This window comes from Bradyrhizobium sp. USDA 376 (assembly GCF_054063675.1).
The window spans coordinates 6,899,396-6,921,568 of sequence record NZ_JBSSGN010000001.1 but is presented as its reverse complement, the minus strand read 5'-3'; the positions used below and the strand labels follow the sequence as shown (position 1 = coordinate 6,921,568).

Annotated in this window: 17 protein-coding genes; 4 read left to right on the top strand and 13 right to left on the bottom strand. The window is 65.2% G+C overall.

The genetic code is table 11. The features are described from left to right. The first annotated feature begins 135 nt into the window (after positions 1-135). Positions 136-1,265, top strand: a protein-coding gene (locus ACVJ19_RS32190) for an IS3-like element ISRj2 family transposase (RefSeq protein ID WP_109866565.1) whose coding sequence is annotated in 2 segments (ribosomal slippage) — positions 136-388 and positions 388-1,265 — 1,131 coding nt in all. Because the reading frame shifts where the segments join, the coding sequence is not laid out codon by codon here. 103 nt (positions 1,266-1,368) lie between these two features. On the opposite strand, the gene ACVJ19_RS32185 is transcribed toward ACVJ19_RS32190, so the two are convergent. Further along, entirely contained in the window at positions 1,369-3,057 is a 1,689-nt protein-coding gene (locus ACVJ19_RS32185; protein WP_453953154.1) for a caspase family protein, read from the bottom strand. 260 nt (positions 3,058-3,317) lie between these two features. Between ACVJ19_RS32185 and ACVJ19_RS32180 the strand changes: the two genes are divergently transcribed. Both ACVJ19_RS32180 and ACVJ19_RS32175 read left to right on the top strand, forming a co-directional pair. Next, positions 3,318-5,273: an acyltransferase family protein gene (locus ACVJ19_RS32180; RefSeq protein WP_453953153.1), complete on the top strand. Its 1,956-nt coding sequence runs from the start codon at positions 3,318-3,320 to the stop codon at positions 5,271-5,273. 111 nt (positions 5,274-5,384) lie between these two features. Beyond that, a complete protein-coding gene (locus tag ACVJ19_RS32175; protein ID WP_453953152.1) occupies positions 5,385-6,245 on the top strand; it encodes a class I SAM-dependent methyltransferase in 861 nt (286 codons plus the stop codon). Positions 6,246-6,489: 244 nt separating this feature from the next. On the opposite strand, the gene ACVJ19_RS32170 is transcribed toward ACVJ19_RS32175, so the two are convergent. From ACVJ19_RS32170 to ACVJ19_RS32115, 12 genes are all read right to left on the bottom strand, one after another. Further along, positions 6,490-7,461 (bottom strand): cation diffusion facilitator family transporter, encoded by a 972-nt coding sequence (locus ACVJ19_RS32170; protein WP_453953151.1) that lies wholly within the window; start codon positions 7,459-7,461, stop codon positions 6,490-6,492. 2 nt (positions 7,462-7,463) lie between these two features. Continuing rightward, on the bottom strand, positions 7,464-10,676 hold the full coding sequence (ihpC, locus tag ACVJ19_RS32165) for a divalent metal ion exporter subunit IhpC (protein WP_453953150.1): 3,213 nt from the start codon (positions 10,674-10,676) through the stop codon (positions 7,464-7,466). Next, complete coding sequence (ihpB, locus tag ACVJ19_RS32160; RefSeq protein WP_453953149.1) at positions 10,669-11,646, bottom strand: divalent metal ion exporter adaptor subunit IhpB; 978 nt, start codon at positions 11,644-11,646, stop codon at positions 10,669-10,671. The genes ihpC and ihpB overlap by 8 nt, the downstream gene beginning before the upstream one ends. Further along, positions 11,643-12,917, bottom strand: coding sequence for a divalent metal ion exporter subunit IhpA (ihpA, locus tag ACVJ19_RS32155; RefSeq protein ID WP_453953148.1), 1,275 nt, complete (start codon positions 12,915-12,917; stop codon positions 11,643-11,645). The genes ihpB and ihpA overlap by 4 nt, the downstream gene beginning before the upstream one ends. A 55-nt stretch (positions 12,918-12,972) precedes the next feature. After that, on the bottom strand, positions 12,973-13,338 hold the full coding sequence (locus ACVJ19_RS32150) for a hypothetical protein (protein ID WP_453953147.1): 366 nt from the start codon (positions 13,336-13,338) through the stop codon (positions 12,973-12,975). Positions 13,339-13,479: 141 nt separating this feature from the next. Continuing rightward, positions 13,480-16,638 (bottom strand): efflux RND transporter permease subunit, encoded by a 3,159-nt coding sequence (locus ACVJ19_RS32145; RefSeq protein WP_453953146.1) that lies wholly within the window; start codon positions 16,636-16,638, stop codon positions 13,480-13,482. Next, positions 16,635-18,092: an efflux RND transporter periplasmic adaptor subunit gene (locus ACVJ19_RS32140; RefSeq protein ID WP_453953145.1), complete on the bottom strand. Its 1,458-nt coding sequence runs from the start codon at positions 18,090-18,092 to the stop codon at positions 16,635-16,637. The genes ACVJ19_RS32145 and ACVJ19_RS32140 overlap by 4 nt, the downstream gene beginning before the upstream one ends. Further along, positions 18,089-18,487 (bottom strand): FixH family protein, encoded by a 399-nt coding sequence (locus ACVJ19_RS32135; protein WP_453953144.1) that lies wholly within the window; start codon positions 18,485-18,487, stop codon positions 18,089-18,091. The genes ACVJ19_RS32140 and ACVJ19_RS32135 overlap by 4 nt, the downstream gene beginning before the upstream one ends. 115 nt (positions 18,488-18,602) lie before the next feature. Continuing rightward, positions 18,603-18,962 carry a hypothetical protein gene (locus ACVJ19_RS32130; RefSeq protein ID WP_453953143.1) on the bottom strand — a complete coding sequence of 120 codons (360 nt, stop codon included), beginning with the start codon at positions 18,960-18,962 and terminating at the stop codon, positions 18,603-18,605. Positions 18,963-19,056: 94 nt separating this feature from the next. Further along, a complete protein-coding gene (locus tag ACVJ19_RS32125; protein ID WP_453953142.1) occupies positions 19,057-19,566 on the bottom strand; it encodes a DUF411 domain-containing protein in 510 nt (169 codons plus the stop codon). 464 nt (positions 19,567-20,030) lie between these two features. Next, positions 20,031-20,672 carry a DUF1109 domain-containing protein gene (locus tag ACVJ19_RS32120; protein WP_453953141.1) on the bottom strand — a complete coding sequence of 214 codons (642 nt, stop codon included), beginning with the start codon at positions 20,670-20,672 and terminating at the stop codon, positions 20,031-20,033. Further along, on the bottom strand, positions 20,669-21,226 hold the full coding sequence (locus ACVJ19_RS32115; RefSeq protein WP_453953140.1) for a sigma-70 family RNA polymerase sigma factor: 558 nt from the start codon (positions 21,224-21,226) through the stop codon (positions 20,669-20,671). The genes ACVJ19_RS32120 and ACVJ19_RS32115 overlap by 4 nt, the downstream gene beginning before the upstream one ends. A gap of 199 nt (positions 21,227-21,425) precedes the next feature. Between ACVJ19_RS32115 and ACVJ19_RS32110 the strand changes: the two genes are divergently transcribed. Next, a complete protein-coding gene (locus tag ACVJ19_RS32110) occupies positions 21,426-22,142 on the top strand; it encodes a cation transporter (RefSeq protein ID WP_453953139.1) in 717 nt (238 codons plus the stop codon). Positions 22,143-22,173: the final 31 nt, after the last annotated feature.

Sequence of the window (22,173 nt, the reverse complement as noted above, 5' to 3'; positions counted from 1 at the left end):
TGCGCTCAGTATCCCGCTTCTTGGCGTCCTCGCGCGTCGCGACCGGCAGAGCTGGCCCCGCAAATTCGGACAGTAGCTTGAGTGGATTTTCTGCCTGACAGCGGCGAGGATTCTTGCTGCGAATCAGGAGCGAAGATGACGAAGAAGAGCCGCCGGACGCATTCTCCGGCATTCAAGGCGAAGGTTGCTTTGGCTGCGGTCAAAGGAGACAAGACACTGGCGGAGCTGGCGCAACTGTTTGATGTTCATCCGAACCAGATCACGATCTGGAAAAACCAGCTCCTGGAAGGCGCCGCCGGCGTGTTTGGGCATGACAAGACATCGGCCGAGACGCCGGTCGATTTGAAGGCGTTGCATGCCAAGATCGGCGAGCTGGCGTTGGAAAACGATTTTTTGTCCGGCGCGCTCACCAAGGCGGGCCTGCTGAGCGCAAAGCGATGATCGACCGCGGTCATGATCTTTCTATCGTGCGCCAGGCGAAGGTCCTGAAGCTGGCTCGCAGCACGGTCTACTATGAACCTCGGCCAGTTTCGGCCGAGGACCTTGCCTTGATGCGTCGGCTCGATGAGCTGCATCTCGATTATCCCTTCGCGGGAGCGCGTATGCTGCGATCGTTGCTGCGGCGGGAGGGGGTATACGCCGGTCGCCGCCACATCGCGACGCTGATGAAGCGCATGGGGATCGAGGCGGTCTATCGTCGCCCGAACACGAGCAAGCCGGCTCCGGGTCACAAGATCTACCCGTACCTGTTGCGCGGATTGAAGATCGAGCGGCCCGACCATGCGTGGGCAATGGACATCACCTACATTCCGATGCGGCGTGGCTTCGTCTATCTCGCGGCGGTCGTCGATGTGTTCAGCCGACGGGTCCTGGCCCATCGCGTCTCGATCACAATGGAGGCGGCCTTCTGCGTCGAAGCGGTCCAGGAGGCGTTGGCGAAGCACGGCAGGCCCGCGATTTTCAACACGGACCAGGGCAGCCAGTTCACCAGCCTCGAGTTCACCGATGTGCTGCTGGACGCGAAGATCGCCATCAGCATGGATGGCAAGGGCGCCTGGCGCGACAACGTGTTTGTCGAGCGGCTCTGGCGCACGGTCAAATACGAAGAAGTTTATCTCCGCGCCTACGACAGCGTGTCCGAGGCGCGAGCGTCAATTGCCAAGTATCTGGCCTTCTACAATCAGGGACGCCCTCACTCGAGCCTTGACGGGCGCACGCCCGACGAGGCTTACTTCGGCACGCAAGCTATGGTGATGGCCGCATGACCGTCGCCGACGATTTTGTCGTCGCTCTGGTCGGGCTACGCCCTCCCGACGCAACGACAAAATCGTAAAGCCCCGCGTTCAGCATAACCCGGCAGGAATCCACTTAAATCCAGCGGGGCGCTGTCCAAACAACCGGGGCCAGCTCTGGCTTCTTGTCCTGCACCTTCTCGCATTCATTGTCGTCATTGACGCGAGAGCCGGCGCGGCAGGCGATCTTGACGCAGGCGTCGCCGTCGGCCCTGAAGCCGCGATCGCAGACCAGCGGGCAGACGCGGCCCGGCTTGGCCTTGATCGCATCCAACGCCTCGAAGCTCGCGAGCTTGGCGTCGAACTTCGTGCCGGCATATTTGTTGAAGAGCGTGAGCGAGCGTTGTGACGAGGCGTTCCAGTCGCCGTCTGCGGAGGCCGTCAGGCAACCGACGCGGCGCAGCTCCGATTGGACAAGCTTGGTCATTTCCTGCGGCGACATTGCCGGTGCGGTTGAGGAGGGCGCGATCGCCGCGACCTTCTGCTCTGCGTTGGCGGCGGCTTGTTTCTCAGCCGCCTGCTTCGCGGCGAGTTCGGCGGCGGCCTTGTCGCTCGCGAGTTTCTCGGCGAGCGCCTTCTCGGCGGCTTGCTTCTCGGCGAGCGCCTTCGCGACCGCGGCTTCGGCGTCCTTGCGCCGCTGCTCGGCTGCAGCGGCTTTGGCTTCCTCGATCTGCTTGGCCTTCTCGGCGGCAAGACGCTTGTCCTCGGCCGCCTTGGCCGCGGCGGCTGCCTTGTCCTGCTCGGCCTTGTTGGCGCGCTCGGCGGCAAGGCGGGCCTTCTCCTCTTCCGCCTGGCGAGCCTTGTCTGCCGTGATCGCGCGGGTTTCTTCGGCGGCGATCTTGTTCAGCTGGCCCTTGGCGAGATCGGCATAGAAGCCGCTCGGAAAGCGGTTGAGGAACGCTGTCCATCCGTCGCGCGTCCCGAGCTGAAGCGCCAGTTCGTAGTCGCGCCGGAGCTCGCTGTCGGGGTTGGCCTGGGGGCCGGCCGCGATCGGCTTTGCCGTAACCAGCGGCACGTCATCGCCGCCGAGCGAGCCATAGACATAGGGCTCCTGCTTGTAACCGGTGTTCTTGAGAACGTCGTCGCGGACGAAGCCGAACGCCTTGCGCAGGTCGAGCCCGGGCGTGGGGAGGCGTTCGACCAGCGCTGCTGCAAACGGGCTGTTCCTGGAGTCGCCGTCCGAGGCGGTGGAGCCGGCCTTCGCCGCGAAGGCGATCATGGTGTTCGGGCTGGTTGGCTCGACCTTGGCGAGGCCGCGCCCGATGGCGCGCGCGGCGATGGTCCGCTTCATGGTTTTGGCGAACGGGTTGTCGCGGCAGGCATCGAGGATGACGAGGCGGAGTTGCTTGGCCGGCTCGACCGCGAACAGGGCGCGCTCCAGCGGCAGCGTCTCGTCGAGGACATCGCTGTCCGTCTCGAGCGACGCGTCAGTGGGGATCAGGTAATTGGTGCCGTCGAGCTCGATGCCATGACCGGCATAGTAGACGACGGCGACATCGGCTTCACGCGTCCTGCCGCCGAAGTCGCGCAAGGCCCGGCGCATCTCCGCGGCATTGAGGTCGAGCTTGATGTCGACCAGGTCGAACCCCGCCTTCTTCAGCATGCCGCCGACGAGGGAGGCGTCGTTCACCGGATTGGCGAGCCTGGGCGCGCTCTTGTAGGCGGAATTGCCGATCACGAGCGCCACGCGTTTTTCCGCCTGCGCGCCTCCGCAGCCAAAACAGCAGACGGCCAATAAAAACAGAAAAATCCGAATCGCGCCCATTGCAGCCCCAAATCGCAATGTGACCAGAGTAGTGGCAGAGTGCCATCAAGGCAAAAACCCCTATGTGACGAACGTCACAGGCGGCGGTCTCATCTATCGCCTGCCGAATTTGCCTGCGGGAAGAGCGACGCACCCGCAATCGTCCGGTTCCGGCTGCATCTTGCGCTTGCGGCTTGTCCTCGCGTCGGGCATATCGGCCCGGACTGGGACGCGTAGAGCGGCTGCCCTGCCAAGCACAATCTGGACCCGACGCCGGCCATATGCCGACCAAGCTGCCCTACCGACCGGAGATCGACGGCCTGCGAGCGATCGCGGTCCTGCCTGTCATTCTCTACCACGCCGGAGTTCCCGGATTCTCGGGCGGCTTCGTCGGTGTCGACGTCTTCTTCGTGATCAGCGGCTATCTGATCACGTCGATCATTCTCGATGAACATGAAAACGGCGGCTTCAGCTTCGTCGGCTTCTATGAGCGGCGTGCCCGGCGCATCTTGCCGCCCTTGTTCCTGGTCTGCCTTGCGTGCATTCCGTTCGCTGTCTATTCGCTGAGCCCGCGCGATCTCGAGGAGTTCGCCAAAAGCCTGCTCTCGGTCTGCGGTTTCGTTTCGAACTTCTTCTTCTGGTCGCAAAGCGGATATTTCGACGGGCCGACCGAACTCAAGCCGCTCGTCCATACCTGGAGTCTTGCGGTCGAAGAGCAGTTCTATCTGGTCTTTCCGATCGCGCTGTTCTGGTTCCTCAAGCTCGGTCGACGCCGCGCCATCGCGTTGTTTGTCGCAACCGCTGTCCTGAGCTTCGCCCTCGCTGTCTGGGGATCGCGTCACGCGACGGCGGCGACCTTCTACCTCCTGCCGGCAAGATTTTGGGAGCTCTTGATCGGTGCGCTGCTGCCGCTGTGCCGCATCGAGGCCGAAGCGCGGCGCCTGCCGCGCCTCGTGGCCGAGCCGCTTGCGTTGCTCGGTCTTGCATTGATCGCGATTCCGATTTTCACCTATCACAACGTTCCCTATCCCGGTGTCTACACGTTGCCGCCGACACTCGGCACGGCGCTTGCGATCGTGTTCCTGCGACCCGATACGGTATCGGGCCGCATCGTTGCGACGCGCAGCCTCGTTGGCATCGGCCTGATCAGCTACAGCGCCTATCTCTGGCATCAGCCTGTGTTCGCGTTTGCGCGGCTCGGCGCGATCTATGAGGCCAATATCCCGGTCTTCATCGGCCTTTCTGCGATTGCACTGCTTCTGGCCTACCTGACCTACGTGCTGGTCGAACGCCCGGTGCGCGATCGCAAGCGGTTCACCCGGAAACAGGTGTTCCGCTATTGCGGTGCTGCCTCCGCCGGATTGGCGGGCCTCGGCCTGGTCGGCATCTTCACCGGCGGGCTCGAGAACAGCTATCTCGCCCGCAACGACATGGCGACCCAGCGGGCCTATGCGCTCATCAAGCAATACGGGTTGCGCGATATCAAGGCCCGGCTGATCGACAGCGGCTGCCAGTTCTGGTCGCCCCGTCCGGACGAGGCGTTCGAGGCGCGGTTTCGCTCCTGTGCCGAGAAGCACGGCCCGGCCACCATGGTCGTCGGCGATTCCCACGGCGAGAACGTCTACAACGCGGTGGCCAAGGCGAGCCCCGGCGAGTTCGTCGTAGGTCTCGTCGACGAGGGCTGCCGTGCGTGGAACGACACCGATGCTTGCCCCTATTCCAGGCTCAAGCACTTCCTGGAGCGCAACGGCGCTTCGGTGCGCGGCATCGTCTTCAACGTCTCAGGAGCTCACCTTCTGACCGACTTGGAAGGTAATTCGGAGAACCACCATCTGTTCGAGTGGAAGACGGGATATCTCATCAATTACGAGAAGGTCGCCTTCACGATCAACTATCTCCGGACGATCGCGCCGCTGGCGAAGATCGTGTGGCTCGGTCCTTTTGTCGAAGCGCGGGTCAATTTCCGCGATCCGCCGTCGATCGCCAGGGACGCGTTCAGGATGAACCCGGTGTCGCTCCACCTCTTCAAGGCGCTGGACGCCGAGATTGCCAAGGAGGTCGCCGAGGGGCCGCAGACCTTCAAATATCTGTCATTCTATGACGTGTTCAAGGTCGATCAGTATTTTCTGCTCACCGGCGATTGTCTCACGTTCAGCGATCCCGATCATCTGAGCGCCTGCGGCGAGGAATTGCTTGGCGAGAAGCTCAAGCCGCATCTGCCCTGGCCGAATTCGTAGGCCGCCGGCGGAAGCATCCAAGGGTGGTCCGCCAGACCTTCAATTTGAATGGGCCGGAACTTCGCGTCGTGCTATGGCCAGAATGGCGCGTAAGTGCGCGATGAGGTCCCGATGCAGCAACCGAGTGGACACGAGCAGAACGCCGACCAGATCGCCTATTGGAATGGCCCCAGCGGCCAGCGCTGGGCCGATCGCCATGCCGTGCAGGAAAAGCTGCTAGGGCCGATCGCCGATGTGCTGATCGATCGCGCCAAGCCCAGACCGGGCGAGCGCGTGATCGACGTCGGTTGCGGCTCCGGTGCGACGACGGTGGCGTTCGCGAAGGCTGTCGCCCCTGACGGATTTGCGCTCGGCCTCGATGTCTCCGATCCGATGCTGTCGCAGGCGCGCGCGTTTGCGCCAAAAGGCCTGCCGCTCGATTTCGTGCTGGCGGACGCGACGGTGCATCCGTTCGAGCCGGCGAGCTTCGATCTCTTGGCCTCGCGCTTCGGCGTGATGTTCTTTGCCGATCCGATCGCATCCTTCGCCAATCTTCGCCGCGCGCTGAAGGCCTCGGGACGGCTGGCGTTCGTCTGCTGGCGCGAGCCGAAGGAGAATCCCTGGATGATGGCGCCGCTGATGGCGGTCTATCAGCACGTGCCGAAGATGCCGCCGGTCGGGCCGGAGGAGCCGGGCCCGTTCGCCTTTGCCTCAGAGGAGCGCGTGATGCGTATCCTGAAAGGCGCAGGCTTCGCCGACGTCGCAATGGAGCCGCACAATCTGGCGATGGATATCGCGATCGGCGGCGGCCTCGACGCCGCGGTCGAGGGCTCGCTCCAAATCGGCCCGGCCAGCCGCGCGCTGCAGGGCCATCCGCCGGAAACCTATGAGGCCGCCAAAGCCTCGATCCGCGAGACGCTCGCGCCGTTCCTGAAGGGGCAGAGCGTGGCGCTGCAGGGCGCGATCTGGATCGTGACGGCGAGGGTGGGGTAGGCGCTGCTGTCAGAACGTCGCTGCGGTGAGCGCTGTGCGCAACACACTCAGTGTCGTCCCGGCCTAGTGCGCAATTGCGCACGGGGGGCCGGGACCCATAACCACAGGGAGAAATTGTCGCACGAAGCCGGCAACTCCGAGTCTTCGTCAAACTTCATCCTGTGGTTATGGGTCCCGGATCAGCGCTTCGCTTCGCTGCGCTTGTCCGGGACGACAGCGGAGAATTGGAGCTGTCACGCAGCCCTCACACCACATCATCCGGCGCCAGCGCGCAGCCGTTGTCGGGATGCGTCTCGACCTGAAGCGTGGTGTGGCCGATGCGGAAGGACGCCTTCAGCATCCGCGCGGTTTCCATCAGGAATGCGTCGGCGGCTCCATCGGGCATCACGAGGTGGCAGGTCAGCGCGGTCTCGGTGGTCGAGATCGGCCAGACGTGGAGATCGTGAATCGCTGAGACGCCCGGGCGTGCCAGCAGGAACGCCCTGATCGCGGCGAGGTCGGTGCCTTTGGGCGCCGCCGCCATCGACATGTCGATCGAGCCGCGCAACAGGCTGGTCGTGCTCCAGAGGATGGTGGCGCAGATGACGAGGCTGGTGACGGGATCGAGCCAGAGCCAGCCGGTCCAGATGATCAACGCCGCCGAGACCACGACGCCGAGCGAGACCGCCGCGTCAGCCGCCATGTGCAGATAGGCGCCTTCGATGTTGATGTCGTCCTTGCGGCCGCTTGCGAACAGCATGGCGGTAAAGCCGTTGATGAGGATACCGATGCCGGCAACCACCATCACGGTGACGCCTGCGATGGGCTCGGGCTCGCGCAGGCGCAGGATCGCCTCCCAGCCGATCGCGCCGGTCGCGACCAGCAGCAACACGGCATTCGCGAGTGCCGCCAGGATGGTAGAGGCGCGCAGGCCATAGGTGAAGCGGCCGCTCGGCGCGCGCTTTGCCGCGATCGAGGCGCCCCAGGCGACGACCAGGCCGAGCACGTCGGACAGATTATGGCCGGCATCGGCGAGCAGGGCGGTGGAGTTGCTGATATAGCCATAGACCGCCTCGGCCACGACCAGCGCGGTGTTGAGGGTAATGCCGATCGCGAACGCTTTGCCGAAGCTGGCGGGCGCATGGACATGCGCGTGGCCAGGACCATGACCATGACCGTGATCATGCGAATGGCCGGCATGGTCATGGTGATGGCCGTGATGGTCGTGGCTGCCCAAATCTAGCGCTCCCCGGACGCCGCCAAATCAGCCGCCATTCTAGGCGTTTCGTGCGCCCCGTCACGCCGGAACAGCACGTAGAGCGCCGGCAGTACCAGCAGCGTCAGCATGGTCGAGGAGATGATGCCGCCGATCACGACGGTTGCGAGCGGCCGCTGCACCTCGGCGCCGGCGCCGGTGGCGAGCGCCATCGGCACGAAGCCGAGCGAGGCGACGAGGGCCGTCATCAGCACCGGGCGAAGGCGCGTCAGCGCGCCCTCGCGCACGGCCTCCGCAACGGGCCGCCCCTCGCTGCGCAGCCGCTCGATGAAGGCGATGATGACGAGGCCGTTGAGCACGGCGACGCCCGACAGCGCGATGAAGCCGACGCCGGCGCTGATCGACAGTGGGATGCCGCGCAGCAGCAGCGCCGCGACGCCCCCGGTCAGCGCCAGCGGCACGCCGGAAAACACCAGCGCCGCATCCGCCGCCGATCCCATGCCCATGAACAGCAGCAGGAACACCAGCAGCAGCGCCACCGGCACCACGATGGTCAGCCGCTTCGTGGCCGAGACCAGTTGCTCGAACTGACCGCCCCAGCCAATCCAGTAGCCCGGCGGCAGCTTGACCTTCTCGGCGACGGCGGCTTGCGTCTCGGCGACGAAGGAGCGCAAATCGCGCCCGCGAACGTTGGCCATCACCACCACGCGGCGCTTGCCGTTCTCGCGGCTGATCTGGTTGGGCCCCGGCGCGATCTCGATCGCCGCGACGGACGAGAGCGGCACGTAGCGCGGCGTCGTTCCCGATGCCCCCGGCCAGGCTGTTTTCGTGACGGAAGCGATGTCCTCGCCCGGCGGCAAGGGGATCGGCAGCGACTTGATCGTATCGGGGTTGGCACGCAGGCTTTCCGGCAGCCGCACCACGATGTCGAAGCGCCGATCGCCCTCGAACAGCTTGCCGACCGGCTTGCCGCCGATCGCGATCTCGACGAGGTTTTGCACCTCGCTGAGGCTGAGGCCGTAGCGCGACAGCGCCTGGCGGTCGAGCTTGACGGTGAGGATCGGCAGGCCCGCGATCTGCTCGGTCTTGACGTCCGCGGCGCCCTCGATGCCGCGAACGACGCTATTGACCTGCTGGGCGATGCCGGCGAGCACGTCGAGATCGTCGCCAAAGATCTTCACGCCGACGTCGCTGCGAATGCCGGCGATGAGCTCGTTGAAGCGCATCTGGATCGGCTGGGTCATCCCGTAGGCTGTCCCGGGCAGGGTGTTGGCGGCCCGCTCGATCTCCTCGATCACCTCGTTCTTCGGCTTGGCGGGATCGGGCCATTCCTCGCGCGGCTTCAGCGTGACATAGGTGTCGGCGACGTTCGGCGGCATCGGATCGTTGGCGATCTCGGCGGTGCCGACCTTGGAGAAGATGGTCGCGACCTCCGGCACCTGCTTGACCGCCTTCTCCAGGCGGAGCTGCATGTCGACGCTCTGCGTCAGGCTGGTGCCGGGAATCCGGATGGTCTCGATGGTGATGTCGCCTTCGTCCAGGCTCGGGATGAACTCGCCGCCCATGCGTGTCGCGGCGAAGATACTGCCGGCGACGATCAGCACGGCACCGAACGCGACGCTGCCGCGATAGCGGATGGCGCGGTCGAGCAGCGGCAGATAGAGCCGCTTGGCGGCCCGCATGAAGACGTTCTCCGTCTCCGAGACCTTGCCGGTGACGAAGATCGCAACCGCAGCCGGCACGAAGGTGACCGACAGCAGCGCCGCGCCGGCAAGCGCCATCAGCACCGTCAGCGCCATCGGCGTGAACATCTTGCCCTCGGTCCCGGTCAGGGTGAGGACCGGAAGATAGACCACGGCGATGATCAGCGTGCCGAACAGGCTCGGCTTGATCACCTCGCTGGCACCGGCGCGGATGGTCTGCAGGCGTTCATCCAGCGTCAACAGCCGGCCGCGCCGGTGCTGCTCGACGGCGAGCAGCCGCAGGCAGTTCTCGACGATGATGACGGCGCCATCGACGATGATGCCGAAGTCGATCGCGCCGAGACTCATCAGATTGGCGCTGACCTTGCTTTCGACCATGCCCGTGATCGTGAACAGCATCGACAGCGGGATGACACAGGCCGTGATCAGCGCTGCGCGGAAGTTGCCGAGGATCAGGAACAGCACCGCGATCACCAGCGCCGCACCCTCGACCAGGTTCTTCTCGACCGTCTGGATGGTGGCTTCCACCAGATTTGTGCGGTCGTAGACGGCGCGCGCGATCACGCCGTCGGGGAGCGATTTCGCGACCTCCGTGAGTCTCGCCTTCACGCGCTGGGCCACGGCACGGCTGTTCTCGCCGATCAGCAGCATGGCGGTGCCGAGGACGGTTTCGTTGCCGTTCGTGGTCGCAGCGCCACTGCGCAGGTCCTGGCCTTCCTGGACGTCGGCGACGTCACGGATGCGCACCGGCACGCCGCCGCGCGAGCCGATCACGATGTCCCTGATATCCTCGATATTGGCGACCTGGCCGGGCGCGCGGACCAGATATTGCTCGCCGTTGCGTTCGATATAGCCGGCGCCGACATTGGCATTGTTGGCAGCCAGCGCCGTCATGATGTCGCGGAAGCCGAGCTTGTAGGCCATCAGCCGGCCCGGGATCGGCAGCACGTGGAATTGCCGCTCATAGCCGCCGATCGAGTTGACCTCGACCACGCCGGGAATGGTGCGCAGTTGCGGCTTGATGATCCAGTCCTGGATGGTGCGCAGCTCCGTCGGCGTGAACTCGGCGCCCGTCGGCGACTTCGCGCCGGCCTTGGCTTCGACCGAGTAGACATAGATCTCGCCGAGCCCGGTCGAGATCGGGCCCATCGCGACCTCGGTGCCGGCAGGAAGCTGGTCCTTGGCCTGCTGGATACGTTCGTTGACGAGCTGGCGCGCAAAATAGATGTCGGTGCCGTCCTGGAATACGACGGTGACCTGGCTCAGACCGTAACGCGAGATCGAGCGGGTGTAGTCGAGCCTGGGCAGGCCGCCCATCGCTGTCTCGAGCGGGAAGGTGATGCGCTGCTCGGCTTCGAGCGGCGACAGACCCGGCGCGCGCGTGTTGATCTGGACCTGGACGTTGGTGACGTCAGGCACCGCGTCGATCGGCAGGCGCGTGAAATTCCAGACGCCGAAGGCGCCGGCCGCGAGCGCAAGCAGGACCACCAGCCAGCGCTGGCGAACCGAGAAGGCGAGGAGGGCGTCAATCATGGTCGGCGTCTCCCTTGCCCATCTCCGCCTTCACCACAAAGCTGTTCTCGGCGACGTAGCGTTCGCCGGGGGACAGACCTGCGCGGATCTCGACGAATTTCGGGTCGGAGTCGCCAAGCTCCACCGGTCGCGCCTCGATCTTGTCGCCATCCTCGCGGACGAACACGATGGTCTTGTTCTCCAGCGTCTGGATCGCGCTTCGGCGCACGGCGACCGCGACGTTGCGGGCGGCGAGGATCAGCCGCGCCGTGACGAACAGGCCCGGGCGAAGGCGGCCGTCGGGATTTGGCAGCACGACGCGCGCGAGCGCGGTCTGGGTCTCGCTCGAGCCGATCGGTGCCATGTACGAGATCGTGCCCTTGATCTCGCCGCGGCCGTCGTCGGGATCGATCAGCACCTCATCGTTGATGCGGACGCGCTTCAGGTCCTGCCGGTAGATCGACAGATCGACCCAGATGCTGGAGAGGTCGGCGACGACGAAGGCGGGCCTCTGCTCGGAGGCGTATTCGCCAAGCGAGATCTGCCGCTCGATGATGGTGCCGGGAATCGGCGCCTTCAGCTCGTAGACCGTGAGGCTCTGGTTGCTCTCGATCGTGGCCAGCAGATCGTCCTTGGCGACCTTGTCGCCGATCCGCTTCTGGATCGATTTTGCAATGCCGGGAAAGCGGGGTGTGACCTGAACGACCGCCTCCTGGTTCGCGCGCAGGATGCCGTTGAAGGCGAGCGTGTCGGTCAGCGTGGCACCCGCGGCCTCTTCCAGAGTCACGCCGGCGGCGGCCAGCTTGACGTCGGAGATGCGGATGCGGTCGGCGCCGTGCTCGTCCTGCTCGACATGGTCGTTGGGCTTCTTCGGTTCGGAATGCGCCGCGTGTTCCGTCGAGGCAACCTTGGCCGGCGCGAGCATGGAATAGCCGTAGGCGCCGAGGGCGGCCGCAACGACGGCAACGAGGATGGTGGAGGATGTCTTCATCGCGCGCTCTCCCGGGCCAGCGCAAAGGGATTGCCGACGAGACCTTCGATGATCGCAACGCCGGCATGGAAATTCTGCAGCGCCTCCTGCTCGCGCAGCCGCGCCTGGGTGACGCTCGCTTGCGCATCGAGCACTTCGAGCAGGGTGAAGCGGCCCTGGCCGTAGCCTTGCGCGATCGCCTCGGACGCTTCGACGGCCTTGGGAATCGCGGTCTCGCGCAGCACGGCGAGCTCGCGCAGCGAGCCCTGCAGCGAGTCGTAGGCACGGCCCGCGATCACAATCAGCGTGTTGCGGTTGGCCTCGCGCTCGGCCCTGGTCTTGGCGAGGCTCTCCTGCGCCGAGAGGATATTGCCCTGGTTCTGGTCGAACACGGGGATTGGCACCGAGACGGTGAGGCGCGCCGCGTCGTCATTGGTCTCGTTGAAATGACGCCAGCCCGCGGCGATCCGCACGTCCGGATAGGGTTTGAGCCGGGCGATCAGCAGCTCGGCGTTGCGCTGGGCATAGACGGCGGTCCAGCGCACCAGCTGCGGATTGGCGTCGATGGCGGCGACCACCGACTGGAACGTCGGCGGGCGCCCCGTGGTGTCGAGCCGGCCGGAAACCTCGCCGAATTTCGCCGAAGGATCGCCCATCAGCACCGCGAGCTCGCGCCGGGCGCTCGCCAGCGTTGCCTTGAGGCGCTCGCGGTCGGCCTTCACCAGCGCGGAGGCGACCTCGGCGCGGCCGGTCTCGGCCGGCGAGGAGGCGCCGGCCTCGACGCGGCGGCGCAGCAGCGGCGTCAGCCGGTCGATCGCGGCAATCTGCTCGTCGAGGATCTGGATCCGCCGCTGCGCGCCGAGCACGCTGAGGAAGGCGATCGCGGTTTCCGACAGCACCTCCAGCCTGACCGCCTTGCGCTGGATCGCGGCGACCTCGATGCCGGCCTGTCCGGCGGCGATCCTGGCGTCGCGCTTGCCGAACAGCTCGAAGGCCTGGCTGATCTGGAGCGTCGTCTCGGCCGATCTGGTGCCGCGATAGATGCCGGAGCCGAACGAATTGTCCTGCTCGTACGACAGTTCCGGATTGAGCAGCGCGCCGGCCTGGATGCGCTGGCCGGTGGCGATGCCGACATCGCGCTCCGCCGCCGTCAGGCGCGGGCTCGCGGCCAGCGCGCGCGAGAGCGCCGCGCGCATCGTCAGCGTCCGGGCGTGCGATGCCAGCACCAGGGGCGGGCTGATGAGAATAGCCAGCGCGCACGCGATGCGCGCAGCCGTTCGTCTGCGAAACATGAAAAGAACCTGCGAAGGAGAAACCATGGGCGCACGCGGCACCCGGCTGATCCGTTCAGCTCAGGTGTTTTGGAGGCGGGGAGTCGGTATCGGGCGCGATACCGGCAAGCGCCGGCTGCCGCTGCTGGACCGGCGGGGCCATCACATCGGTCGCGGCGTCCGACTGCACCGGCTGTACGACGGCGACCGAGAAGCAGCCGTGGCAGTGATGGCCGGCAAATGTCTTGTGATCGCCATGGCCGGCTGCGCCGTCCTCGAGGATCGAAGCGATCTCCGAGCCGCCGGACGGGCTTGTCACATCGATGTCATGGGCGCCATGGAGCGCGCCCGAGAGCAGATACAGGACCGCGACGACCACAGCCACGAGCCCGCGCCAATGGCGCGTGTCGCTCAGTCTGAAGGGCCGGCGGTTCAACACCACGAATTCACTCTCGCTGTCGGTTCGGCTGGCCTAGCATGGCAGCGGGAACAGTGTCGACCCGCAATAATGTTACGTGTGGGGAACTCAGCGTCGCAGCCGCACGTGTTCGTGCGACTGCGACCGCTCGCAACATGTGCGAGCTCATTCGGCGGCCTCCTGAATTTGCTCAGATCCGACAAGCCCGTCGCCCGCACGCAGCCCAAAACCCTTCACCAACCCGAAGATCGCGGGGATCACGATCAGCGTCAGCAGCGTCGACGAGATCATGCCGCCGATCATGGGCACGGCGATGCGCTGCATGATCTCCGATCCCGTTCCGCTGCTCCACATGATCGGCAGCAGGCCGGCCATGATCGCAACCACCGTCATCATCTTCGGGCGGACGCGTTCGACGGCGCCTTCCATGATGGCCTCATTGAGATCGGCGCGGGTCAGGGCGCGGCCTGCATGCGCGCAGCGCGCCTTGGTCTCGGCGAGGGCCTGGTTGAGATAGATCAGCATCACCACGCCGGTTTCGGCCGCCACGCCCGCGAGCGCGATGAAGCCGACGGCGACCGCGACCGAGAGGTTGAAGCCGAGCCACCACATTAGCCACAAGCCGCCGACCAGCGCGAAGGGCAGGGACAGCATCACGATCATGGTCTCGGTGACGGAACGGAAGTTGAGATAGAGCAGCAGGAAGATGATCAATAGCGTCACCGGCACCACGATCTTCAGCCGCGCGGTGGCACGTTCCAGATATTCGTATTGTCCGCTCCAGACCACGTAGTACCCGGGCGGGAACGGGACGCTCGCCTGCACCGCCGCCCGCGCATCGGCGACATAGCCGCCGAGGTCGCGGTCGCGGATGTCGACATAGATGTAGGTGGCGAGCTGTCCGTTCTCGGTCCGGATCGAGGTCGGCCCGCGCGCAGGCGTGACGCTGGCGACCTCACCGAGCGGGACGGCGCCGCCGCCCGGCATCGGCACCAGGATATCGCTGGCGATCGCCTTCGGATTGTCGCGCATGTCGCGCGGATAACGCATGTTGACGGTGAAGCGCTGCCGGCCCTCGACCGTCGTCGTCACCGTCTGGCCGCCGAGCGCGGTGGCGATCGTGTCCTGGACGTCCTGCACCGCGATGCCGTAGCGCGACAGCGCCTCGCGGTCCGGCGTGATCTCGAGATAGTAGCCGCCGAGGCTCCGTTCGGCATAGGCCGAGGAGGTGCCCGGCACCGCCTTGAGCACCTGCTCGATCTGCCGGGCGAGCTTGTCGATCCCGACCAGATCGGTGCCGATGACCTTGATGCCCACGGGCGTGCGGATGCCGGTCGAGAGCATGTCGATGCGCGCCTTGATCGGCATGGTCCAGGCGTTGGAGACGCCGGGAAACTGCAACGCCTTGTCCATCTCGGCGATCAGGCTGTCGATGGTCACGCCGGCGCGCCACTGCTCCTTCGGCTTGAGGTCGACGATGGTCTCGAACATTTCCGACGGCGCCGGATCGGTCGCGGTGGCGGCGCGGCCGGCCTTGCCGTAGACCGAGGCAACTTCCGGAAACGAGCGGATGATCCGGTCCTGGGTCTGCATCAGCTCGGCGGCCTTGGTCACGGAAATGCCGGGCAGGGTCGTCGGCATGTAGAGCAGGGTGCCTTCGTTGAGGTTCGGCATGAACTCGGAGCCGAGCCGGCCGGCCGGCCAGATCGAGGCGGCGAGCACGCCGAGCGCGAGCAGGATCACCGGGATTCGCGCCCGCAGCACGCCTGAGATCACCGGCCGGTAGATCCAGATCAGGAAGCGGTTGATCGGGTTCCTGTGCTCCGGGATGATCCTGCCGCGGACGAAGATCACCATCAGCGCCGGCACCAGCGTCACCGACAGCAAAGCTGCCGCCGCCATCGCAAAGGTCTTGGTGAAGGCGAGCGGGCTGAACAGCCGGCCCTCCTGCGATTCCAGCGTGAAGATCGGCATGAACGAGACGGTGATGATCAGGAGGCTGAAGAACAGTGCCGGGCCGACTTCGGCGGCGGCCTCGATCAGGATCGCGACCCTGGATTGACCGGGCTCGGCGCGCTCGAGATGCTTGTGTGCGTTCTCGATCATGACGATGGCGGCGTCGATCATGGCGCCGATCGCGATCGCGATGCCGCCGAGACTCATGATGTTGGAGCCGATCCCGAGCAGCTTCATGGCCCCGAAGGCCATGAGAACGCCGACGGGGAGCATCAGGATGGCGACCAGCGCGCTGCGGACATGCAGCAGGAACACGATGCAGACCAGCGCCACCACGATGCTCTCCTCGAGCAGCGTGTGCCGGAGCGTGTCGATCGCGGCCTTGATGAGGTTGGAGCGGTCGTAGACCGGGACGATCTCGACCGATTTCGGCAGGCTGGTCGCGATCTCCTTGAACCGCTTCTTGACGTTCTCGATCACGTCGAGCGCGTTCATGCCGAAGCGCTGCAGCACGATGCCGCTCGCGACTTCGCCTTCGCCGTTGAGCTCGGCGATGCCGCGCCGCTCGTCCGGCCCGAGCTCGACGCGGGCGACGTCGCGCAGCTTGACCGGCGTGCCGTTGTCGGTCTTCAGCACGATGTTGCCGAGGTCGTCGACGCTTTTCAGATAGCCCTTGCCGCGGATGACATATTCGAACTCGGACAGCTCGACGGTGCGGCCGCCGACATCGGCATTGCTGGCGCGGATGGCGTCGCGCATCTTCTGCATGGTGATGCCGAGGTCACGCATGCGCTGCGGATCGAGGATGACGTTGTACTGCCGGACGAAGCCGCCGACGCTGGCGACCTCGGCCACGCCTTCCGCCCTGGCGAGCGCGAACTTCAGATTCCAGTCCTGGATCGTCCGGGTTTCCGCAAGGTTCAACTCCTTGGACATCACGGCATATTGGTAGACCCAGCCGACGCCGGTGGCGTCGGGGCCGATCGTGGGCGTGACGCCGGCGGGCAGCCGCGACGCCGCGCCGTTGAGGAATTCGAGCACGCGCGAGCGGGCCCAGTAGATGTCGGTGCCGTCCTCGAAGATGACGTAGACGAAGGAGACGCCGAAGAAGGAGAAGCCGCGCACCACTTTCGACTTCGGCACCGTCAGCATCGCGGTGGCGAGGGGATAGGTGACCTGGTCCTCGATCACCTGCGGCGCCTGTCCCTGGTATTCGGTGTAGACGATGACCTGGGTGTCGGAGAGGTCAGGAATGGCGTCGAGCGGCAGATGCAGCAGGGCATAGAGGCCGGCAGCAGTGGCAAAGCCGGTGCCGAACAGCACCAGCAGCAGGTTGCGGGCCGACCAGGCGATGATGCGCGCGATCATGGCTTGCCTCCCATGGCGCTGCCGCCTTCGGCGAGCCCCTTGAGAGCTGCCTTGAGGTTGCTCTCGGCATCGATCAGGAAGTTGGCGGAGGTGACGATGGCGTCGCCCTCGGCGATCCCGTCGCGGATCTCGACATAACCGTCGCCGCGCCGTCCGAGCTTGACCTCGCGCGGCTCGAAGCGGCCCTGCCCCTTGTCGACCAGGACGGCCCGCCGGCTGCCGGTGTCGAGCACCGCGCTTTCGGCGACGCTGAGCACCGGCGCCGGACTGCCGGTATCGATCTCGGCATCGACATACATGTCGGGAAGCAGCGCAAGATCGGCGTTGGCGAGCTCGATCCGCAGCCGCGCCGTGCGCGTCTCCTTGTTCAGCTGCGGGTAGATGACGCTGATGCGGCCCTTGAAATCCCGGCCGGGATAGCTGCGCGCGCGCACCGTCACGGGCTGGCCGAGCGCAATGCCGCCGAGGTCGCGCTCGGCGACGTCGACGTTGGCCCACACCAGAGAGATGTCGGCGATACGGAACAGGATGTCGCCCGGCTGGGCGCGCATGCCGTCGATGGCGCTGCGCTGGAGCACGATGCCGTCACGCGGCGACGACCACTGGATGGTGATCGGCACCGTATGGCTCTTCTCCATCTCGGCGATGACGGGTTCGGGGACGTCGAGATTGACTAGCCGCTGCCGCGAGCCGCGGCCATAGGGCTCGATGCCTGCGGTGGTCTTCGAGGTGATGGTCGCGAGATATTCGGCCGCCGCGGACGACACCGCAGGGCTGTAGATCTCCATCAACGGCTGCCCCCTGGTCACGCGGCTTCCGGTGGTGACGTCGGCAACCTTCTGCACAAAACTCTCGGCGCGCATGGCGATGACCGAGATCCGGCGTTCGTCGAGCTGGATGGTGCCGGGCGCGCGCACCAGCGTCCGCAGCCGGCGCAACTCGGCCGGCTCGGATTTGACTCCGGTGCGCTGGATCTTGCCGGGCGACAGTTTTACCGAGCCGTCGTCGCTGTCGTCGCCGTCGTAGACGGGGATGTAATCCATCCCCATCGAATCCTTCTTCGGCACCGGCGAGGTGTCGGGCAGGCCCATCGGGTTGCGGTAATATTTGATCTTGCGATCGCTCTTATGCTCAGCCTTGTGCTCAGTCTTTTGCTTAGCCTTGGGCTCGGCCGACGTCATCTCCGCAGGCTGCTCGGGCTCGTCGAAGCTGATGTCCGCGCCGGCGGGGATCGGACGATAGTCGCGGCCGTCCTTGGTCTTCTTCGGGGTCAGGGAATAGAGCGGCTTGCCGTCCGGGTCCTGGTAATAGATCGGGGCAGCCGTATCCGCAGCGTTTGCCGCGGATACGATGGCGCCGTCATGCGGCTGCTGTCGCAGCAGCCCCGCGAACGGCATGACACCTGCCGCGGCGAGGATCGCAGCGGCAGTGCCGATGAGGAGGCGGCGGGTCATTTTTCGGCCGTGACGACGAGCTTGTTCTCGACCGTTCCGGTTTCGCCCTGCACCTTGGCGCCGAGCGAAAGCTGCCAGCGCCCGGCCATGCCGAAGGTCGCCTTGAACCGATAGGTGCCGGGCTCGGTGCCCGGCATTGCGGTGACCTTGGTGGCCATCTCCTGCATGCCGTCGGGCGCCATGTCGAGCCGGCTGGCGAAGATCACCGCGTCGGGCACCGCCTTGCCGGTGGTCTTGTCGACCAGTCGCACCGTCACGACGCGATCGGCGCCGGCCTTGACGGTCGGCTGCACGAGCTGGAATTCGTAGTTCTTGATCTCGGCGCGCGCGACAGTCGCGAACGTGGTGGCGATCAGCGCGGCCATGGCGGCGCGCGCGAGGTTGGACGTTGTCATGATTTCAATTCCTCGATGGGTCTGATGGAGCCGCACGCAACGGCGTGTTGCGAGACGGCAGGCAGCGATGTGCGCCGTTTCCGGCACGCATGTTCACCAGGCGCCTGGGCGCCTGTCAGACGATCGATCGAGGTGGGTGGTCCGGAGGCGGGCGGACGAGGCCGTCGGCAATGGTATCGTCGAGCGGCCGAAGCAGAGCGAGCGCGCGCGGATCAAGAGTCGCAGTCACGGCCGCGGGCCCGGACTGCAACACTTTCAGCATGCAGATCGCGAGGAGAGGGCAGTCCTGGCACTGCTTGCTGTTCGGCTCGTCGGGGCAGCAGGGCATGTCGGCCGACATGCCTTGCGCATCGGTCATCTGCATGTCGCTCGCCATCAGAGGCCCCGCCGCCGCCGGCGTCACCAGCGGCGCAACCGTCAGCCCCGCCGTCACGAGGACCGCGAGCAGGAGCCTGAGGATGCGACGAGCAATCATGGTGCGACACTCTCACGCGGGGGAGACGCTGGAAAGTCCTCCGGTTCACAAATGCGCGAGCCAGGCGCCCTGTGGTTAACTTGTCTCAAACGGGTCAACCAATGGCTTCCTTGCCAACAAAACGCATGAACGGCGTCCGACCGGCCGGTCCAAACAGCACGATGGTATAAGGCTGGGGGTCCCCACCTTCCATTCCCGGCGACCCTATGGGCATGCCGGGCACAGCGAGCCCCGTAGCCTTCGGGCGTTCCGCCAGCAACCGCTGCACCGCCGACGCCGGGACGTGTCCCTCAATGATGTAGCCGCTCACCTCTGCCGTATGGCACGCCGCCAGATCGAGTGGGATGCCCAGGCGCCTCCGCACGCTCGGGAGGTCAGAAGCATCCTCCGCTTCGACGGTGAACCCTGCGTCGCGCAAGTGTTGTACCCAACCAGAGCAACAGCCGCAGTTCGGATCCTTGTGAACCTTGATCACCGGTTCAGCAGCAAAAGCGGGGCGCGTCACCACTCCGAGTGTTGCGGCAGCGATCAACCCCAGAAAGGATCGTCGCGCAAGACGGTGTGCGTCCTTTTTGGCGCTTCCTGCATGGTCGCTTGGAATCATCAGATGTGTCTCCGTCGCGGTGAATTCGAACGCGAGGGATCGCGGAGCACCGTACTATTGCGCGATCCCACGCCGGACAAAGCGAATATAGGCCGCTCAAAGAACTAGCGGGACTTGGGTCCCCCCTGATAGCGCCCGCCGGATGCGCCGACGGTCGGTGCAGTCGCAGGCTGCGCACGAGATCCGGCATCATAGGCGAAGGCGGAGCTCAAGTCGCGTTGCGAGATACCTGCGCTGGATTGTGTAGCTTGCCTGGCCTCGCTCGGCCAGTAGCTCCTGTCGGAAATGGTAGAGCCTGCCTGAGCGCTGGCGGAAAGGGCCGCCAGAAGCGTGATTGCGAGAACGGTTTTCGTCAACATAGATCCGGCTCCAATCATTTTTCTGAAACGCATTCATTGCGCTTCTACTGAGGAGTTCGGAGCCGTTCGTCCGACGGTTACAAGCTCACGCCGACGTGAGATCTGTTACCAGCGAAGCAGCCGCGGTCCCAATATCGCGCCTGCGAGCGTGCACAGCACAATCGTGCCGCCATACCAGAGTGCGACGAAGGGCAGCGAGTCGTCGGTACAGTGAAGCGCATAGGCGATCGCACTGATCCCGCCCGCGACAAGCCCGCTGAAGGCGCCTGTGCGAACCAGATGGGTTGGGGCCGCCCTTCGCACTGCCCAAATAACGACGGCAAAGGGAACGACCGCAATGACCGGGATGGAAACGAGGCATTCGAGCCAGTCATTCCCCATCACCATCTTGTCCCAATGGGAGCTGGGCGCCTGTCCCAGGCTGATGCCGGCAAGCAGTAGGATCGCCAAAAATGGCAGCGCGGCGAGACCTGAGGATACTCTTCGCTCCCCTCCGGGACGCGCCAGCCGCGCCAGATAGACAGATGCCGCGCCCACCGTGCCGATCGCGAATAGGAGCTTCAGGAACAGGAAAATCACGGCGCGAGGTGTGGCCAGGTCCGCGCGGAGGCCAAGCGCAACGAGCGTCACACCTATCGCAACGGCAGTTCCTACCACGAGCGCAATGCCTACGCTGCGGTTGACCAGCTGCCGGTTGACCGGTTCGACGTTCATGCTGAGTGCAGTGATCAGTTCGTCCGTCCTCATGTTTGTGCCCTCTGTGCGATCGACGCCGCCAACGCCTTCAGCCCGCGATGAATATTGACCTTCACCGCAGGCTCCGAAATACGGCAGCGCCGTGCCGCTTCAGCTACGCTCAATCCGTCCAGTTTCACGGCCTCGATGGCGCATCGCATCTTTTCGGGCAGGTGCTTGAGCAGGCGCCTGACATCAAAGCTGCTCTCTGCGCCGAGGTGATCGTCATTCGCCGTAACCTCATGGGCTTCATCGATCGGCACGTCGGCGACGGATGCCCGGTTCCGGCGCAAAAAATCGATCAGCTTGTAGCGCGCGATCGCGTATACCCAGGGCGTTAACGGCTCCTCCGGATCGTAGGTGTGTCGCTGGAGGTGGATCGCCAGCACGGCCTCCTGAACCAGATCCTCGGCTTCCGTTGCACCTCGGCCTATTTTCGCGAGCTTACCCTTGTAATAGGCGCGCAAATGGCGGCTTAACCGCTCCAACAGCACCCGATGCGCAGCCGCATCGCCGTCCTGGCTGGCAAGCATCAGTGCCTTCAGCTCTTTTTCTGGAGACGTCATACCCACTTGGTTTTTAGTTCGGTCGTATTGCTGATCCGGTTACAGTCAGTTCGAAAGATTCTCATTTTCCGGCTCCAAGGGAAACGGTGCGCAGGGGGCCGATCGAGGGGGCGCAGCGCGGGTCGGGATGGCGGAACATGCCTGGAAGTCGCCATCGGTGCGGCCCGATGGTAAGATGGCACGTCGAGAGGAGCCTGCAATGCCCGAAGAGACTTGCTGCTCGCATGATGCGTGTTGCGGGGAAGCCGCCAAGCCTCGCGTGCAGGACGTTGCCGCATCGGGCCGCGCCGACTGCTGCTCGGCAGGTGTTCCGGTCTTCGACGGGCTCGATCCACGATACAAGCGCGTGCTGTGGACCGTCATCGCCATCAATGCGACGATGTTCGTGAGCGAAATGGCGGCGGGCCATTTGGCCGGCTCGCAGGCTCTCAAGGCCGACGCTCTCGACTTCCTGGCCGATACCGTCACCTACGGCCTGAGCCTTTCGGTGATCGGTGCGAGCATCAGGACGCGCGCAACCGCCGCGCTGTTCAAGGGGGTGTCGCTCAGCGCCATGGCCGCCTGGGTGTTCGGGTCGACGGTCTACCAGACCCTCGTCCTGGGGCTGCCCCGCGCAGAGCTGATGGGAGCGATGAGCTTGGCTGCACTGGCGGCTAACTTGACCTCGGTTCTCCTGCTCGCGCGCTACAAGGACGGTGACGCCAACGTGCGCTCGGTATGGCTCTGCTCGCGCAATGACACCATCGGCAACGTCATCGTGATGGTTGCTGCCGTTGGCGTGTTCGGCACCGCGACGGCTTGGCCCGATCTGGCTGTCGCCGCGGTGATGGCAGGAATCTTCCTCACCTCATCGCTGCAAATCCTGCGGCAAGCGTGGGCGGAGTATCGCGGCGGGCAAGCTGCCGCGACGGCCTGAGGCCGGACGGACGCACAGGTGAGCCGCGACG